Here is a 16,744-nt window from a genome sequence, read left to right as displayed (position 1 = left end):
AGCGAAGACCCGGCCGAAAGGATCACAGCCGGGGGTCCACCGGCTCCGACTCGGTCGCCAGAATCGCGAAGACCACCTCGTGGATGCGCCACAGCGGCGCCCCCTCGGCGAGCCGGTCCAGGGCGGCCAGCCCCATCCCGTGCTCACGCAGGGCCATGTTCCGCTTACGCCCGAGGTTGCGCCGGCGCAGCCGGTCGAGCTGCTCGGGCCGGGTGTATTCGGGGCCGTAGATGATCCGCAGGTATTCGCGGCCGCGGCACTTCACGCCGGGCTGGACGAGCCGGCCGCGACTGTCGGTAGCGGAGAGCCCGGCCCACGGCTTGACCACCATGCCCTCGCCACCGGTCGCGGTCAGTTCGAGCCACCACGAAGTCGCGGCCGCCTCCGACGCCGGGTCACCCAGGTCGACGATCATGCGGCGGGTCGGGGTGAACAGCTCGGGGTCGGTCGCCACCAGCCGGTCGGCCAGGGCCAGGTGCCAGCCGTGGTCGCGATCCGCGTACGAGATCCCGTCGCCGGCCAGCACGGCGAACGGGGCCAGCGTGACCCCGTCGAGCCCCTCGGTCGGCCGCACGTACGACCGGTACGCCGCCGAGTAGCCGTCGATCTCGGCCGACCGCAGCGCCAGCCGATCGCGCAGTCCGGCCACGTCGAGCCCCCGCGCGGCGACCTGGTCGACGACGCCGAGCGCGGCCGGCAGCGCGGCCCGTCCGGCGGCGCCCACCCCGGCATACCGGTCGCGGATCAGCCCCGCCGCCTTGGCCGACCACGGCAGCAGCTCGGCGTCGATCAGCAGCCAGTCGGTCGCGAGCTCGTCGAACAGACCGGAGCAGGCGGCGCGCACCCGGGCCAGCAGCGGCTCGTCGAGCTCCGGTCCGAAGAAGGGCCTGCCCGTACGGGTCCAGATCGCATCCCGGGCACCGGAGCGCGAGACGCGGACGACCGCCCGGGAGCCCATGTGCTTCTCCTCGCACACGACCTTGGCCACGCCCGCCGAGCGCATGTCGTCGAACGCCGTCGCCGGGTGCTCGAGATAGCCGTCGAGCGTCGACGTCGAGCAGGGCGCCATCGTCGGCGGCAACCAGGCCAGGGTCGCCGGGTCGAGGGCGAACCGGCTCATCACCTCGAGCGCGGCGGCCGAGTTCTCGGCGGCCACGGTCACCCGGCCGTAGCCGTAGTCGAGGTGCCGACGACCGGTGACGTCCTTGATGTCCAGTTCGGAATCCGGGCGTACGGGAGGGGAGAGCGGCCGCACCGGCGCGTAGTACTCCCGGGCGGCCGGCACGGAGACCAGCTCGCGCGTCGGCCAGCGCAGCGCCGTCAGCGAGCCACCGAAGACGCAACCGGTGTCGAGGCAGATCGTGTTGTTGATCCACTCCGGCTTCGGGGTCGGCACGTGCCCGTAGACGACGGCGGCCGAACCCCGGTAGTCGCGCGCCCACGGGTAGCGCACCGGCAGCCCGTACTCGTCGGTCTCGCCGGTCGTCTCCCCGTAGAGCGCGAAGCTGCGCACCCGGCCCGAGGCCCGCCCGTGATACGCCTCCTTGAGCCCGGCGTGGGCCACCACGAGGTCGCCCCCGTCGAGCACGTAGTGGCTGACCAGGCCCTCGATGAAGGTCTTGACGGACTCGACGAAGGCGGGCTCCTCGGCCGCCAGCTGCTCGAGGGTCTCCGGCAGCCCGTGGGTGAGCTGCACGTTGCGCCCGTTGAGCTTGCGGGCCAGCTTCTGCTCGTGGTTGCCGGGCACGCACAACGCGTTCCCGCTCGCGACCATGCCCATCACCAGGCGCAGCACACCCGGCGAGTCGGGCCCACGGTCGACCAGGTCGCCGACGAAGATCGCGGTTCGCGAGGGGTGCACGGCGTCGACCGGGCGCGACTCGGAGTCCCGGACGAGGGTGTAGCCGAGCCGCTCGAGCAGGGTCTCGAGCTCGGCCCGGCAACCGTGCACGTCGCCGATGATGTCGAACGGGCCGGTCACATCCCGCTTGTCGTTGAACAGGCGCTCGTATCGGATCTCGGTGGCCGCGATCGCCTCCGGCCCGCGCAGCACGTGCACCTTGCGGAAACCCTCGCGGGCCAGCGCGCCCACGGATCGGCGCAGGTCACGATGCATGCGGGTGATCACCGGGCGGCCGAAGTCGCGGTCGCTGCGGGCCTCGGTGCGCTCCCAGGCCAGCGCCTCGGGCACGTCGAGGACGATCGCCACCGGAAGCACGTCGTGCTCGCGGGCCACCCGCACCAGCTCGGCCCGGCCGTGCTTCTGCAGGTTGGTCGCGTCGACCACGGTCAGCCGGCCGGCCGCGAGGCGCTTGCCAGCGACGTAGTGCAGCGCGTCGAAGGCCTCGGCCGACGCGGACTGGTCGTTCTCGTCGTCGGCGATCAGCCCGCGGAAGAAGTCGGACGACAGCACCTGGGTCGGGCGGAAATGCGTACGGGCGAAGGTTGATTTTCCCGATCCGGAGATGCCGACCAGGGCGACGAGCGCGAGCTCGGGGATCTCGATCATGTGGCGGACACCTCCGTCGTGAACAGGGCGAGCTGGGTCGGGGAGCCTAGCGAGGAGTCCTCGCCGACGGGACGCAAAGAGACCGCATAGCCGTACGTCGAACCGACGCGGGCGGCCCAGTCGGCGAACTCGGCCCGGGTCCACTCGAAGCGGTGGTCCGAGTGACGCATGCCGGTCAGCCCCTCGTAGTTGACGTTGTATTCGGCGTTCGGCGTGGTCACGACGACCGTGCCGGGGTGCGCGTGGCCGAAGACGCTCGACTCCAGCGCGGGCAGCCGCGGCGGGTCGACATGCTCGATGACCTCCATCAGCACGGCCGCGTCGTAGCCCCGCAGCCGGTCGTCGCGGTAGGTCAGCGCGGACTGCCACAGCTTGAGCCGGTCGCGCTGCCGCTCGGGCAGCCGGTCGAGGCGCAGCTTGCGGGCCGCGATCTCGAGCGCCCGGGCGGAGACGTCGGTGCCGACGATCTCGGTGTAGCGCCGCTCCTCGAGCAGAGCGGTCAGCAGCGCGCCGCCGCCACAGCCCAGGTCGAGCACGCGGGTCGCGCCGACCTCGGTCAGGGCGGCCAGCACCGCCTCACGCCGCTGCTCGGCGAGCGACTGCCGGCGTACGACGGGAAGTTCCGCATCTTCCTCGGCGGGCGGCTCCTCGGCCTCCTCGCCCTCGAGCTGCTGCAGGGCCGTGGCGGCCAGCGAGCGCTTGTGGGCCAGGTAGCGCCGGGCGATCAGCACTTTTTTGGGGTGCTCGGCGAGCCAGCCCGCACCCGAGCGCAGCAGCTTCTCGATCTCGTCGGGCGCCACCCAGTAGTGCTTGGCGTCGTCGAGCACGGGCAGCAGGACGTACAGGTGGTTGAGGGCCGCGGCCAGCGTGACCTCGCCGCTCAGCTCGAGATCGACGTAGCGGCTCTCGCCACCCAGGGCGGGCTCGAGCGGGATCGGCGTGGCCGTCACGGACCAGCCGAGCGGCTCGAACAGCTGCGCCGCGAGCTCGGCCGAACCGCGCAGCACCGGCACCCGGATCTGCAACGGCAGGGGAGTGCCGACCAGCTCGGGGCGGTCCTTGGAGGCGCCGCGCAGCGCACTGCGGAACACCTTGGCCAGCGCGCTCGCGAGCAGGCTGGAGGCGGCGTACGGCCGGTCGTTGACGAACTGGCCCAGCTCGAACGCGTCCTGCCGGCCCCGCAATCGCTGCGGGTCGACGTCGAGCAGCAGCGCCGCCGTGCACCGTTCCTCGGTCGCCTCGGGATACAGCACGTACGCCGTGCCGGTCGGCACGTCGAACGAGTGCACCCGGTCAGGATGCTTGACCAGCAGGTAACCGAGGTCGGTGGCCGGTCGGCGCGTGGTCGTCAGGGTGAGCAGCACGCCCTAGATGATGGGCGCTCGCCCCGATCTTGGGCACCGAATATCAGCGGTACTCGTCGTCGTCCCGGACGATCTCGCTCTGCTCCTGCGCGTCCCACTCGGGCGTCTCGATGCTCGACTCGCCCCGGCCCGAGGCGCGATAGTCGTCGTCGGGAACCACATCGGTCCACTGCTCGGCGGCGTCCGCCTCGGGTGTCTCCAGACCGACGTTCCGCGGCTGCGTCATTGGGGTGCGTCCTTCCGATCGCGGTCCGGGCAACTTGCCCCACCAGCATGCTCGCAAAACGGCCGCCGGACGCCCAGTACGGTCAGCACCATTCCCGTCACGAGCAGCAACAGACCCGTCAGCGCCGTCCACCCCACGCGCGGCCCGGTGATCGGCAGCGCCACGCACTGCGCGCCGGTCACGTTGACGGTCAGCGAGGCGACGCTGCGGGCCCGCGGGACGTTCCCGTCGGCGTCGGCCAGCCGCTCGGGCACCTCGACCCGGCCGGGATCGCTGCACGGCCCGGTGACCGTCAGGCCGATCGGGAAGCTTGTTCGCTGCCCGGCGCCGACGTCGTCCAGGAGCAAGCAGTACAGCACTTCCGGGGTCTTGCCGGGGAAGCAGAAGTCGGGCGCGGAGCTCCGCTCGACGTTGCTGGGCATCCGCATGGTGACGACCAGGCGGTTGTTGGAGAACAGGGACGGACGCAGCGTGCCCGGCCCGAAGTTCGTAAAGCCGGGCGAGAGGGTCAGTTGGTCACCGACCGCGGCCGTACGCCGGAGCCCGGCCGCCGCGAGCGAGGGCCGCCGTTTCCCGGTGACCGTGAACGTCACGAAGCTGTAGTTGTTGTCCGGGCGTACGTCGGCCTGGGGTTGATCGTCCTGGGCGGCGGCCAGCGCCTGCAGGGTGAGCGGGGCGCCCGTGCCGGGAGTGCCGTAGTCGATCCAGGGTGACTCGTCGAACTCCGTCTTGGTGATCCACGCGTACGTCGTCCGGGCCATGCTGCCGGGGACGGTGTCGGCCGGGGAGCGCAGCGTCAGGGCCTTGGCCGGGGCGTAGGTGGTGTTCGCGGCCAGCGTCGTGTCGAACGTGCAGATCAGCGCGACGCCGTAGCGGCAGTTGCCGAAGGACGACTTGCCGAGCAGCTGGGGGTTGGCGTCGATCACGAGGGCGACACCGGCGACCGGGATCGCGCCGCCGTTGCGGACCGCCGGCGCGAACGTGACCGGCTTGCCCGGAGCCGCCTTCAGCTCCCGGTCCTCGCCCGCCACGAGGTCGACGCCCTCGCCGACCCGGAACTCCGACGTCGACGTGCCGGCCGCCCCGGCGCCGAGTTTCGCGGTCACCGTCACGACGGCGCTGTCACCGGTCTTCGCGGTCTTCTTGGGCGTCACCGCGAGCAGGGCGGGGACGGCGAACAGGCCGGCCGACGAGAACACCAGGTCCCACGAGCACAAAACCTTCCCACCCGTACGGCGGCAGGGCTCCTCCTCGTCCACTTCGACCACCTCGGCGGCGGGCTCGCCGGACGTGAGGATGCCGCTCGGCGACACCTCGACCTCGGCGAAGGTCGTGGCCGTGCCCAGGTCGACGGTCAGTTCCAGGCGTTCTTTCTGCCCTTGCGTCACATCGCTCACGCGCACCCAGAGCAGTGCCTCCTTCTCGGGGCCGCCCGGGGCCAGAGTGACCTGGCCGACGTGCGGCTCGGCCGTGGGGGCGGGCGCGGCCGAGGCCGGCGTCATCGGCAGCAGCACCAGCAGGACGGCGACCGTGAGCGCGCGGGCGAGAGGTTGCATGCTCGGAGCGTAAATCGCCCTCTATGTCCTATGCGCCGGATTCCTTGGAAGGTTGCGGGGTGATTTCCCATCGTCGGAACGGCTACGGAATACTTGCGTGCTGGAGGACAGCGCGGTCCTGCCCTCTGTCTCCGGCAGTCGAAAGCCAAGCAACGAGCAAGGAGCGCACCGATGCCCATCGCTTCTCCCGAGGTCTACGCCGAGATGCTGGACCGCGCCAAGGCCGGCGCCTTCGCCTACCCGGCGATCAACGTGACGTCCTCGCAGACCCTCAACGCGGCCCTGCAGGGCTTCGCCGAGGCCGGCAGCGACGGCATCGTCCAGATCTCGACCGGTGGCGCCGAGTACGCCTCCGGCCCCACGGTGAAAAACATGATCACCGGTGCGGTCGCGCTCGCCGAGTACGCGACCGAGGTCGCCAAGAACTACCCGATCAACATCGCGCTGCACACCGACCACTGCCCGAAGAACAAGCTCGACGGGTACGTGCGTCCGCTGCTCGCGATCAGCAAGGAGCGCGTCGCCAACGGCCAGGCCCCGCTCTTCCAGTCGCACATGTGGGACGGCTCGGCCGTGCCGGTCGACGAGAACCTGCAGATCGCCGAGGAGTTGCTGGCCCTGTCGGCGGCCGCGCACATCATCCTCGAGATCGAGGTCGGCGTGGTCGGCGGCGAGGAGGACGGCGTCTCCGCCGCGATCGACGACAAGCTCTACTCGACCGTCGAGGACGGCCTGGCCACCGCGGCCGCCCTGGGCCTGGGCGAGAAGGGCCGCTACATGACGGCCCTGACCTTCGGCAACGTGCACGGCGTCTACAAGCCGGGCAACGTCAAGCTGCGCCCCGAGATCCTCAAGGAGATCCAGGACGCGGTCGGCGCCAAGTACGGCAAGGAGAAGCCGTTCGACCTGGTCTTCCACGGTGGATCGGGCTCGCTGCTGTCCGAGATCCACGGCGCCCTGGACTACGGCGTGGTCAAGATGAACATCGACACCGACACGCAGTACGCGTTCACCCGCCCGGTCGTCGACCACATCATGAAGAACTACGACGGCGTCCTGAAGATCGACGGCGAGGTCGGCAACAAGAAGGCGTACGACCCCCGCGCCTGGGGCAAGCTGGCCGAGGCCGGTCTGGCCCAGCGCGTCGTCGAGGCGTGCGAGCACCTGCGCTCCTCGGGCACCACTCTCTCGAAGTAATCACTCGGTGACGGCCGGTCCCCACGACGGGGGACCGGCCGTCTTCGTGTTGCCGGGTTACTCAGAGGTATGTATACGATCGATCCTTCCCCGGTGAGGAGGATCAAGATCGTGCTCGGCATCGAGGGTTACGAACCCGAGTGGCACCATGATGCCGACGCGCTCGCGGCCGTCCATCGCACGAGGTTTGTGCGGCTCATCGGGCGGAAGCTGCGCTCGAGCTGGCTGATGTGGGACATGGCCGAGCGCGGCTGGTTCGCGGACGGCCCGGTGATCCTCGACTTTGGAACAACGCACGTCGAGATTACGCATCGTAAGTTCGACGAATGCGCCATCACCTGGGACAAGATCGACCTCAACGTCCCGATCGACTGGTACGAGCACTTCGACTGGCGCCCCGACCCGCACGCCGCCCTGCGGCACGCCCGCGGGTGCGTGCTGCGCGCGGTCAACATCATCGAGCTGGTCACGGTGGCCGAGTGGCGGCCCCGCGTGCTGCACGCCGTCGAGTTCCTGTTCGACGGCGCGCGGCTGGCGATCTACAACGCGATGGACGAGAACGGCATCAACGACGTGCCCGAGACCGAGCTACCGGTGACCAACTGGCGGCGAGTGCATGTCGCCTGACTCGTGGGCCAGCGCGGCCATCGCCTCGTCCAGCGAGTCGGTGACCACGACCAGGTTCGACTGATCCCCGTACGGGCTCTTGGCCAGCAACGGACGCAGCAGCTCCTCCACCGGCAACTGCCGCCAGTGCTCGACGCCCAGGAACACGAACGCGCCGGACGGCCCGTCGGTCTGGTAGAAGGTCTTCGTCGCGGCCTGGAAGATCTCCTGCACCGTGCCGGCCCATCCGGGCGCGAACACGATGCCGCCCCGCGAGAGGCGAAGAATCGAATCCTCCCGTACGGCGTTGGAGAAGTACTTGCCGATCTGACCGGCGAACAGGTTGGCCGGCTCGTGCCCGTAGAGCCACGTCGGCAGGGCCAGCCCGCCGTGCCGCAGATCGGGTGGCGCGGGGTAGTGCGCGCGTACGGCCAGGGCGGCCGCCGTGTACGGGTCGTGGTCGGCGAAGTGGGGCGCGGCCGACAGCTCGCCGATCGCGGCGTCGAGCTCCTCCTCCGTACGGGCCGAGAAATACGACCCCAGATTGGCCGCCTCCATCACGCCCGGGCCGCCACCGGTCACCACCAGCCGCCCGGCCGCGGCCAGCCGCCACGACAGCGTCGCCGCCATCCGGTACGCCGCCGAACCGCGCGGCGCCGCGTGCCCGCCCATGATGCCGACCGCCCCGGCCCGGCCGCGCGCGGCGACCCAGGCCGCCAGAGCCTTGCCCAGCGCGTTGTCGATGCCGGCGTCGTGCAGCCGCTGGGCGATGGCCTCACGAATGTCAGGCGTCGCCCCGCCGTGCCGCACGAAGTGGTCGTAGACGATCGTGTCGAACATGCCGGCGAACCGCTCGGTCGCGAACCCGAACGCCAGGTCGTCGGGCGTGTAAAGGGTCGCCGGGTGGGTCGGGTAGGGCCGCGCGTCGAACGGCGGGATCACGTGCGCGCCCCGCCGGATCAGGTCGATCTCGACGTCGTCGTCGGCCAGCCGGCAGCCCACGAACAGCGCCCCGGTCACGTCGACGTCGCTCAGCACGGGCGGGTCGAGGTCGAGCCGCAACCCGAGGATCACCAGGTCCTTGAGCGATTTGGCGGACAGGTGGACGTCGAGCTCGGCCCGTGACTCGATCTCGAAGGCGGTGGCGTCGAACGGGACGGGACCACCGAGAACAGGCTGGAGAGGGTCGCCGGACATGCCACGTAGGGTAGTCACCGTGCAAAACGTCGCGGGATCGCTCTACGGATTGGCCTACGGGGACGCGCTCGGCAAACCCACCGAGTTTCAGGACTACGCCACGATCGTGGCCCGCTACGGCCCCGGCGGCCCGCGCGAGCTGACCGGCCGGCCCGCGCTGGTCACCGACGACACCCAGATGGCGCTCGCGGTCGGCGAGGCGATGCTGGCCGCACCCGAAATCACCCCGGCCGCGCTCGAACCGCTGCTGCGCCGGGCCTTCCTCGACTGGGCGATCAGTCCCGACAACAACCGCGCGCCCGGCAACACCTGCCTGCAGGCGTGCGCGGCGCTCACCGACGGGCGGCCGTGGCAGCAGGCGACGGTGGCCGGCTCCAAGGGCTGCGGGGCCAACATGCGTGTCACCCCCGTCGGCCTGCACCCCGGCCTCGACGAGGACCAGCGCGCCGGGCTGGCCCAGCTGCAGGCCGGGCTCACCCACGGCCACCCCACCGGGCTGGCCGCGAGCGAACTGACCGCGTACGCGTGCCGGTGGCTCGCCAGTGGCCTGGCCCCCGGCGACCTGCTCGCGGCGCTGCGCGAACGGGCTGACAGCCAGCGCAAGATTTATCGCGAGGAGTGGCTCGGCGACCTGTGGCAGCGGTCCGGGGCCACCACGCCCGAAGACTTCATCGCGCGGGGCTGGGACGAGACGGCCGCCGCCCTCGACCGGGTCCGCGACGCGCTCGCGGCCGGAAACTTCGCCGGCGACCCGTGCCTGGCCACCGGCGAGGGCTGGATCGCCGAGGATGCGCTGGCCACGGCGCTCTACTGCTATCTGATCTCGCCCGACGAGCCGGTGGCCGTGCTCGGCCGGGGCGCGGCCTCCTCCGGCGACTCCGACTCGATCGCGTGCCTGGCCGGGGCGTTCGCCGGGGCCGCGCTGGGGATGGCGGCGTGGCCTGCGGCGTGGCGTTCGCAGATCGAATACACCGACCGGCTGACCCGGATCGCCGACGCGTGGGACGGACCGCGCTGATCCGCGACGACCGGAACGTCAGGCGAATCTTGGGTGATCTCCCCCGCCCCGGCGGAATGCATCGCCGCCGGGCCGGTTGAATAGGGTCATGCAGAACCTGCTTCCCGAGCCCCCGGCCACCAAGCTGCCCGCCGACACCGAGGCCGACAAGGCACTCGCGGAGGCCACCGCGACCGGCACCACCGTGGCCCTCAAGACCGTCGCCGCGGCGCACCCGGCGTACAGCGGCGGCTGGGCCGCCCTCGCGGCCGAAGCCCTCGCCGCCGACGAGCCGGTGACCGCCTACGCGTACGCCCGCACGGGGTACCACCGCGGCCTCGACGCGCTGCGCCGCAACGGCTGGAAGGGACACGGGCCGATCCCGTGGGCGCACGCGCCCAACCAGGGCTTCCTGCGGTGCTTGCACTCGCTGTCACAGGCCGCGGCCGAGATCGGCGAGGCCGACGAGGCCGCCCGCTGCGCCCAGTTCCTCCGCGACAGCGACCCGGCCGCAGCCGACGCCCTGACCTGAGTTACAGGCCCTCCGCTACGGCCGCCGCGATTTTGAGCCAGGCGTCTTTGGTGTTGGCGCTCAGGTGGCCGTAGCGGATGGGCTCGCCTGAGTCGATGAGCTTCTCGTACGGGGCCAGGAGGACCGCTCGGGTGCGGGCGGCGAAGTGGCGTTGGATGGCCGGGAGGTCGATGTCCTTGCGGGTGGGGGGCATCGAGACGACGCTGACGGCCTGCCGGACCAGGCGCTGGCGGCCGCTCTGCTCCAGGTGGTCGAGCATGCGGGCGGCGGTCTCGGCCGAGTCGTTACGGGCCGACATCGTGATCACCAGCTGGTCGGTGGCGTCCATGGCCGCCTGCCAGTTCTGGGCGCGCACGTTGTTGCCGGTGTCCACAAAGATCAGCTTGTAGAACCGGCTGACGATCTCGCGGATCTCGCCGAACGCGTCGGCCGTGAGCATCTCGCCCGCGGTCGCCGACTCGTCGGAGGCGAGCACGTCGAACATGCCCTCGCCCTGCGCCCGCACATACTGCGAGAGGTCGCCGACCCGGCCGTGCGAGCCGCGGAAGAGGTGCAGGTCGCGCATCATGTCGCGCACCGTGCGGGCGTGGAAGTCTTGCTGGGCCCGCATGCCGAGGGTGCCCTGGGTCTCGTTGTTGTCCCAGGCCAGCACATAGCCGCCGCGCTTCTGGCCGAACGTCATGGCCAGCAGCAGCACGGCCACTGTCTTGCCGGCGCCGCCCTTGGGGTTGACGACGGTGACCTGCCGCAGCCCGCCGAAGTTGCGGCGCACCATCTCGACGTCCTGCTTGAACTCCTGCTCGCGCTTGCCCGGGGCCAGCTTGACCAGGCCCATCGTGCCCTTGCGGAGGATCGCCCGGGCGCCCTGGGTGGCCACCGGGTCGGCCGGCTTGGCCATCCGGCGGCGGGCGAACTCCTCGGCCGTCGGCGTGCCGTCCGAGACCCACGGAAGATCCTGGAACGGGTCGGTCGACGGCGGCGCGGGGGTGGGCGCGGGCGGATGAGCCATCGCGCGCGGGTCCATGGTCGGCGGGTAGGGCCCGGGCATCTGCCGCGGCGGCGCGGGCTGCTGCGGATAGGGCTGCCCGTAATGCGGCGGTGGACCCTGCTGCGGCCCGTGCGGCTGGGCGCCTTGTTGCGGCGGCCCCGGCTGCGGGTGCGGACCGTGCGGGATCTGGGCCTGCTGCGGCGGGCCCTGCTGCGGGCCGTGCGGATGCGGGCCTTGCTGCGGCGGCCCCGACTGCGGGTGCGGACCGTGCGGGATCTGGCCCTGCTGCGGCGGACCTTGCTGTGGGCCGTGCGGGTGTGGCCCCTGCTGCGATGCCCCCGACTGCGGACCCGGTTGCGGCGCGCCTGACTGCGGACCTGTTTGCGGCGCGCCCGATTGCGGGTGGCGGCCGGGTTGCGGCGGCACGGCGGCTGCGCCCTGTGCGGGCGGCGGAGTGGCCGGGCGGTAGACCGGGCCGTTCGACGGTTCGTCGCCGGTCGTCCACCCGTCGTCGTCAGTGCTCGGCTGCTGCCGTTCGGAGTGAGGGGCGGGCACCGAGGCGGTGCCTTGCCGGGGTCGCTCGGCCGGCATCGAGGCGGCACCTCGCCCGGAGGTCGCCGTCTCGGTGGTGGGCGGACCCGGCCGATGCGGGGGCTGCGACCAGGGCGAATCCGGCGAACTGTGCACACCGGACTCCGGCGCGTCGGCCGGGGCGGGCGCGGCTGAGGTGGGCGTAGCCGAGCCGGCCACGGGCGCGGAGCCGGAAACGGGAGCCGGCGCGAGTCCGCCGCGGGCGGCCGGACCCGGATCAGCGTGCGGCTGGTCGACGGCATGCGGACCGAAAGCAGGCTGTCCAGACGTATTCGGATCGGGAGCTTGCTGCCCAGGGGCGTGCGGCTCGAGATTGGGCCAGGCCTGTGTGGGCGGAGGCTGGGCGGCGGCCGGTCGGGGCGCCGGCACCTGCACGTGCGCGGGTGGCGGGATGGGGACGGCGTGCGGCGGCGGCACCGGAATCCGGTCGCCGGGCCGATACATCCCCGGCGCGCCGTTCGGTGGCTGGGCGGGGGAGTGCAGCGGCACGGGGGGCGGCGCCTCGTGCGGCACGGGCCGCCCGTGCACCGGCGCCTCCAGCTCCTCCTCGGCCCAGAACGGCTCCACGTCCCGGTCGGGTGGCGGCGCGGGGTTGTTGGACGTGCCCGGGACGTAGACGCGGTCAGCGTCCTCGTCCTCCACCGGTGCCACTGATGCAACCCTCCCCAGGGATCCTCGTACCTGCGTACTACACAGTAGGTCAGCTGGCGTAGACCGCCCAGGCCCCGGCCTCGGTCCACCACGAGCGCTTGCGGCTCATCGCGCCGCCGACCCCGTCGTCGAGGAATTGGATCTCGCCGTCGCGGGGGAGCACCGACACCGCGCGACCGCGGGCCCGGCGCACCTCCACGCGCATCTTCGAGCCGCGGAAGCGCTGTTTGATCACCGTGGGGACGGCCACCGCGACCTCGACCTGGCCGTCGACCGCGTCGCCGTCGGCCAGCAGCCGCATGCCCGCGAACTCCGCATAGCCCGCGCTGTTGCCGATCGCGCAGGCCAGGATGGGGTCGTCGCCGTTGGAGAGCACCGCGTCGTCGACCTCGACCCGGCCCCGCCACGGCACCGCGTGCCCGTCGTCGTCCATGCCGCCGACCAGCGCGCCGTCGACCGTGACCGAGCCGCCGTCGTTGCGCAGCAGGTCGAGCCGCCGGGCCGAGCCGCTCAGCACCGCGGCCGCCACTGCCTCCGGCGTACGGGGGAGGCCGAGCTGGGCGGCGAGGTCGGTCGTATTGCTCGCGTCGAGCGGCAGGATCGCCAGCGGCGGCAGATCGGGCACCGTACGGCCGGCCGGCAGATCGCTGGGCCGCTTGCTGGGCGGCGGGGCGTAGCGGCGGACCAGCCGGCGCACGACGGCCCGGAGCTGCCCGTCGGTCGACGAGGCCACCACCAGCCGCAGCTTGCTGTGCGCGTCGGGCCAGGTCAGACCGTCGGGCCGGGCCGGGGCGTCGAAGCGTGCGATGACGTCATCGATCTCCTGGTCGGAGGCCGCCGTGATCGTCTCGACCCGGGCGCCGGCCGCGGTGAGGGCGTCGGCGCACTTGAGCACCGGCACCCGCGGGGCGCACGCCGTGGCCGGGGCGCAGCCGCCGCACTCGTCGCCGCACGCGCCCCCGGAGCCCTGCCCCTCGGCCAGGCTGAGCAGCACCACGTCGTACATGTCAGGCCTCGCTCAGAACCGAGTGCCGCTCGATGACCTGGTCGCGCGCGGGGCCGACGCCGACCACCGAGATGCGGGCGCGGATCCGCTCCTCCACGAAGACCACGAAATCCTGCGCCTCCTTGGGCAGGTCGTCGAAGGACCGCGCGCCGGAGATGTTCTGCTTCCAGCCGGGCATCGTCTCGAAGATCGGGATCGCGTGGTGGAAGTCGGACTGGCTGATCGGCATCTCGTCGTGCCGGACGCCGTTCACCTCGTACGCGATGCAGACGGGGATCTCGTCGAGATCGTCGTAATTGTCCAGCTTGGTCAACACGAAGTCGGTGACGCCGTTGACCCGCTGCGCGTACCGGGCCATGACCAGGTCGAGCCAGCCGATCCGGCGCGGGCGGCCGGTCGTGGTGCCGTACTCCTGGCCGACCTCGCGCAGGTGGTCGCCGAACTTGTCGTGCAGCTCGGTCGGGAACGGGCCCTCGCCGACGCGCGACGTGAACGCCTTGAGCACGGCGACGACCCGGTCGATGCGGGTGGGCGGGATGCCGGAACCCGTGCAGGCGCCCCCGGCCGTCGCGTTCGAGCTGGTCACGAACGGATACGTGCCGTGGTCGACGTCGAGCAGGGTGGCCTGGCCGGCCTCGCACAGCACGACCTTGCCGGCGTCGATCGCGTCGGAGAGCTCGAGCGCGGTGTCACCCACGTACGGGCGGAGTCTCTCGACATAAGACAGCAGCTCGGTGACCACATCGTCGACCTTGACGGCCTGCCGGTTGTAGATCTTCGAGAGCACCTGGTTCTTGAACGACAGGGCCGCCTCGACCTTCTGCCGCAGGATCGACTCGTCGAACAGATCCTGGATGCGCACGCCGACGCGGTTCATCTTGTCGGCGTAGGTCGGGCCGATGCCGCGGCCGGTCGTGCCGATCCGCCGGGCCCCCAGGTAGCGCTCGCTGACCTTGTCGAGCGTGCGGTTGTAGGAGGCGATGACGTGCGCGTTGGCGCTGATCCGCAGGCGCGACGTGTCGATGCCGCGCGACTCGAGCCCGTCGATCTCCTGGAACAGCACGTTGAGATCGATCACCACGCCGTTGCCGATCACCGGGATCACGCCCGGGGACAGGATGCCGCTGGGCAACAGGTGCAGCGCGTATTTCTCGCCCTCGATCACGACGGTGTGACCGGCGTTGTTGCCGCCGTTGAACTTCACCACGTAGTCGAGCCGGTCCCCCAGCAGGTCAGTGGCCTTGCCCTTGCCCTCGTCGCCCCACTGGGCGCCGACCAACACGATCACCGGCACTTGCTTGACGCCTTCCGTCGAACAGGTCGTACTCGGCAGAGGTCCGGGTACTGCCGAAGTTTACGCGACTGCCCTGGTGTGCGACGTGGGGAAGCGGAGCGCCGGTAGGATCGCCCGTCGTGCGCGTACTTCTGATCGGTTCCGGCGGCCGTGAACACGCCCTCGCCGTCGGCCTCGCCGCCGACCCCTCCGTCAGCTACCTGGCCGCCGCCCCCGGCAACCCGGGCATCGCCCAGGTCGCCGAGCTGCACCCGGTCACGGCCACCGATCCGGCCGCCGTGGCCGCGCTGGCCGTCGAGCTCGCGGCCGACCTGGTCGTGGTCGGTCCGGAGGCGCCGCTGGTGGCCGGGGTGGCCGACGCCGTGCGGGCCAAGGGCATCGCCTGTTTCGGCCCGAGCGCCGCGGCGGCCCAGCTCGAGGGGTCGAAGGCGTTCGCCAAGGACGTGATGGCCGCGGCCGGGGTGCCGACCGCCCGCTCGTACGCCTGCACCGACGCCGCCGCCGTGAGCCGCGCGCTCGACGACCTCGGCGCCCCGTACGTGGTCAAGAACGACGGTCTCGCCGCCGGCAAGGGCGTGGTCGTGACCGACGACCGCGACGCCGCCGAGCGGCACGCGGCCGACTGCGGCGCGGTCGTCATCGAGGAATACCTGTCCGGCCCCGAGGTCTCGCTGTTCGTGGTGACCGACGGCACGACCGCCGTCCCGCTGATGCCGGCGCAGGACTTCAAGCGGCTGGCCGACGGCGACGCGGGCCCCAACACCGGCGGCATGGGCGCGTACGCCCCGCTGGCCTGGGCGCCCAAGGATCTGGTGCCCCGCGTGCTGCTCGAGACGGTCGAGCCGACGCTGGCCGAGATGCGCCGCCGCGGCACCCCGTTCGCCGGGCTGCTCTATGTCGGACTCGCGCTCACCCCCGACGGCCCCAAGGTCATCGAGTTCAACGCCCGCTTCGGCGACCCCGAGACGCAGGTGGTGCTGGCCCTGCTCGAGACGCCGCTGGGCGGGCTGCTCAACGCCGCCGCCACCGGCACGCTGGCCCAGCAGCCGCGGCTCAGCTGGCGGGCCGGCGCCGCGATCACGGTCGTGGTGGCCAGTCAGAACTATCCGGCCACCCCGCGTACGGGCGATGTGATCGAGGGCGCCGAGGTGCCGGGCGTGATCCACGCGGGCACGGCCCGGCGCGAGGACGGCGCTCTGGTCTCCGCCGGTGGCCGCGTGCTGAGCGTGACCGCCACCGGCCCCGACCTGGCCGCCGCCCGCGACGCCGCGTACGCGCTGGTCGACGGGATCCGGCTGGACGGCGCTCAGTTCCGGCGGGACATCGCGCTGTCCGCGGTCGAGGGCCGCATCACGCTGTAGCGGCGCAGCAGGGCGATCGACAGCCACAGCACGCCGGCCGAGCCCACCACCAGGCCGCCCAGATAGACCGCCTCCGGCACCGACGTACGCAGGGCGGCCGCGCTCAGCCCGGCCACGTAGAGCACCAGCGCGCCCCGCGGCAGCACCCCGGCCCGCCACGACGCGACGCCGAACAGGAGCACGCCGGCCAGGAACGTCAGCGCTACGACCAGGAAATAAGGCCGGCCGGGACCGGTGAGGATCTGCTCCCGGCCCGCCGCGTCCTGATACTGCAGCACCGCGTGGGTGAGGAACTCGATCGCGAACAGGCCGCTCAGGCCGAGGTGGTTGAGCACGAAGCCGGCCAGCCCCACGCGTCCGGCCGATCGGTGTTGCACCAGATAGAACGCGGTCAGCGTGAACAGCAGGAGCGCGGTCGCGGGTGGGGCCAGCGCGTGGGTCAGGGCGGTCTCGGGAATCAGCCCGGCGCGACGGCAGGCGGCCAGCACGGTCAGCCCGCCGCCGGCCAGTCCGGCGATGGCGGCCAGTCGGTACAAGAGGTTCTCGGTCATGCCCGTCACCGTGCCGGGGCGGCGTCTCCGGCCGACAGTGCCGACCGGCCACGATGCCCCCCGACCGGCACATGACCAATGGCCAAACCTCGCCGCGGACGGTAGGCATCCGGGCGGC

Annotated in this window: 13 protein-coding genes and 1 pseudogene; 5 read left to right on the top strand and 9 right to left on the bottom strand. The window is 71.9% G+C overall.

Annotated elements, in window-relative coordinates; genetic code table 11:
- Positions 1–22 precede the first annotated feature (22 nt).
- From JKJ07_RS41105 to JKJ07_RS41090, 4 genes are read right to left on the bottom strand one after another with little or no spacing between them, the layout of a single operon-like run.
- A complete protein-coding gene (locus JKJ07_RS41105) occupies positions 23–2,509 on the bottom strand; it encodes a polynucleotide kinase-phosphatase (protein ID WP_202997437.1) in 2,487 nt (828 codons plus the stop codon).
- A complete protein-coding gene (locus JKJ07_RS41100) occupies positions 2,506–3,873 on the bottom strand; it encodes a 3' terminal RNA ribose 2'-O-methyltransferase Hen1 (protein WP_202997436.1) in 1,368 nt (455 codons plus the stop codon). Before JKJ07_RS41100 ends, JKJ07_RS41105 begins: the two co-directional genes overlap by 4 nt.
- A 43-nt stretch (positions 3,874–3,916) precedes the next feature.
- Positions 3,917–4,099 carry a hypothetical protein gene (locus JKJ07_RS41095; protein ID WP_202997435.1) on the bottom strand — a complete coding sequence of 61 codons (183 nt, stop codon included), beginning with the start codon at positions 4,097–4,099 and terminating at the stop codon, positions 3,917–3,919.
- Complete coding sequence (locus JKJ07_RS41090) at positions 4,096–5,655, bottom strand: hypothetical protein (protein WP_202997434.1); 1,560 nt, start codon at positions 5,653–5,655, stop codon at positions 4,096–4,098. Before JKJ07_RS41090 ends, JKJ07_RS41095 begins: the two co-directional genes overlap by 4 nt.
- Before the next feature lie 171 nt (positions 5,656–5,826).
- On the opposite strand from JKJ07_RS41090, the gene fbaA reads away from it, so the two are divergent.
- Together fbaA and JKJ07_RS41080 are read left to right on the top strand one after the other, a co-directional pair.
- On the top strand, positions 5,827–6,852 hold the full coding sequence (fbaA, locus tag JKJ07_RS41085; RefSeq protein ID WP_202997433.1) for a class II fructose-bisphosphate aldolase: 1,026 nt from the start codon (positions 5,827–5,829) through the stop codon (positions 6,850–6,852).
- A 93-nt stretch (positions 6,853–6,945) separates the two neighbouring features.
- On the top strand, positions 6,946–7,479 hold the full coding sequence (locus tag JKJ07_RS41080; protein WP_236030771.1) for a hypothetical protein: 534 nt from the start codon (positions 6,946–6,948) through the stop codon (positions 7,477–7,479).
- Here the strand turns inward: JKJ07_RS41080 and JKJ07_RS41075 are convergent.
- Complete coding sequence (locus JKJ07_RS41075; RefSeq protein ID WP_202997432.1) at positions 7,441–8,655, bottom strand: LOG family protein; 1,215 nt, start codon at positions 8,653–8,655, stop codon at positions 7,441–7,443. The genes JKJ07_RS41080 and JKJ07_RS41075 overlap by 39 nt on opposite strands.
- Between JKJ07_RS41075 and JKJ07_RS41070 the strand changes: the two genes are divergently transcribed.
- Together JKJ07_RS41070 and JKJ07_RS41065 are read left to right on the top strand one after the other, a co-directional pair.
- Positions 8,654–9,673: an ADP-ribosylglycohydrolase family protein gene (locus JKJ07_RS41070; RefSeq protein WP_202997431.1), complete on the top strand. Its 1,020-nt coding sequence runs from the start codon at positions 8,654–8,656 to the stop codon at positions 9,671–9,673. The genes JKJ07_RS41075 and JKJ07_RS41070 overlap by 2 nt on opposite strands.
- A gap of 88 nt (positions 9,674–9,761) precedes the next feature.
- Complete coding sequence (locus JKJ07_RS41065) at positions 9,762–10,184, top strand: DUF3151 domain-containing protein (RefSeq protein WP_202997430.1); 423 nt, start codon at positions 9,762–9,764, stop codon at positions 10,182–10,184.
- 1 nt (position 10,185) lies between these two features.
- Here the strand turns inward: JKJ07_RS41065 and JKJ07_RS52480 are convergent.
- The 3 genes and pseudogenes from JKJ07_RS52480 to JKJ07_RS41050 form a co-directional block, all read right to left on the bottom strand.
- Positions 10,186–11,466: pseudogene (locus JKJ07_RS52480) on the bottom strand (MinD/ParA family ATP-binding protein); the annotation flags it as partial.
- A 997-nt stretch (positions 11,467–12,463) separates the two neighbouring features.
- The gene (locus JKJ07_RS41055; RefSeq protein WP_202997429.1) at positions 12,464–13,420 is read right to left on the bottom strand and encodes a diacylglycerol kinase family protein; all 957 of its coding nucleotides are present in this window, start codon (positions 13,418–13,420) and stop codon (positions 12,464–12,466) included.
- A gap of 1 nt (position 13,421) precedes the next feature.
- The gene (locus JKJ07_RS41050) at positions 13,422–14,714 is read right to left on the bottom strand and encodes an adenylosuccinate synthase (protein ID WP_202997428.1); all 1,293 of its coding nucleotides are present in this window, start codon (positions 14,712–14,714) and stop codon (positions 13,422–13,424) included.
- A gap of 119 nt (positions 14,715–14,833) precedes the next feature.
- On the opposite strand from JKJ07_RS41050, the gene purD reads away from it, so the two are divergent.
- Positions 14,834–16,075: a phosphoribosylamine--glycine ligase gene (purD, locus tag JKJ07_RS41045; RefSeq protein WP_202997427.1), complete on the top strand. Its 1,242-nt coding sequence runs from the start codon at positions 14,834–14,836 to the stop codon at positions 16,073–16,075.
- On the opposite strand, the gene JKJ07_RS41040 is transcribed toward purD, so the two are convergent.
- On the bottom strand, positions 16,021–16,626 hold the full coding sequence (locus tag JKJ07_RS41040) for a hypothetical protein (RefSeq protein ID WP_202997426.1): 606 nt from the start codon (positions 16,624–16,626) through the stop codon (positions 16,021–16,023). The genes purD and JKJ07_RS41040 overlap by 55 nt on opposite strands.
- Positions 16,627–16,744 lie beyond the last annotated feature (118 nt).

This window comes from Paractinoplanes lichenicola (genome assembly GCF_016785085.1).
Classification (GTDB): domain Bacteria; phylum Actinomycetota; class Actinomycetes; order Mycobacteriales; family Micromonosporaceae; genus Actinoplanes; species Actinoplanes lichenicola.
This window is presented reverse-complemented; position numbering and strand designations above follow the sequence as displayed.

Excerpts from the sequence above, each read along its gene's own strand:
- JKJ07_RS41105 (WP_202997437.1), bottom strand. The coding sequence starts at position 2,509 with ATGATCGAGATCCCCGAGCTCGCGCTCGTCGCCCTGGTCGGCATCTCC.
- JKJ07_RS41095 (WP_202997435.1), bottom strand. The coding sequence starts at position 4,099 with ATGACGCAGCCGCGGAACGTCGGTCTGGAGACACCCGAGGCGGACGCC.
- JKJ07_RS41090 (WP_202997434.1), bottom strand. The coding sequence starts at position 5,655 with ATGCAACCTCTCGCCCGCGCGCTCACGGTCGCCGTCCTGCTGGTGCTG.
- fbaA (WP_202997433.1), top strand. The coding sequence starts at position 5,827 with ATGCCCATCGCTTCTCCCGAGGTCTACGCCGAGATGCTGGACCGCGCC.
- JKJ07_RS41070 (WP_202997431.1), top strand. The coding sequence starts at position 8,654 with ATGCCACGTAGGGTAGTCACCGTGCAAAACGTCGCGGGATCGCTCTAC.
- JKJ07_RS41075 (WP_202997432.1), bottom strand. The coding sequence starts at position 8,655 with ATGTCCGGCGACCCTCTCCAGCCTGTTCTCGGTGGTCCCGTCCCGTTC.
- JKJ07_RS41065 (WP_202997430.1), top strand. The coding sequence starts at position 9,762 with ATGCAGAACCTGCTTCCCGAGCCCCCGGCCACCAAGCTGCCCGCCGAC.
- JKJ07_RS41055 (WP_202997429.1), bottom strand. The coding sequence starts at position 13,420 with ATGTACGACGTGGTGCTGCTCAGCCTGGCCGAGGGGCAGGGCTCCGGG.
- JKJ07_RS41040 (WP_202997426.1), bottom strand. The coding sequence starts at position 16,626 with ATGACCGAGAACCTCTTGTACCGACTGGCCGCCATCGCCGGACTGGCC.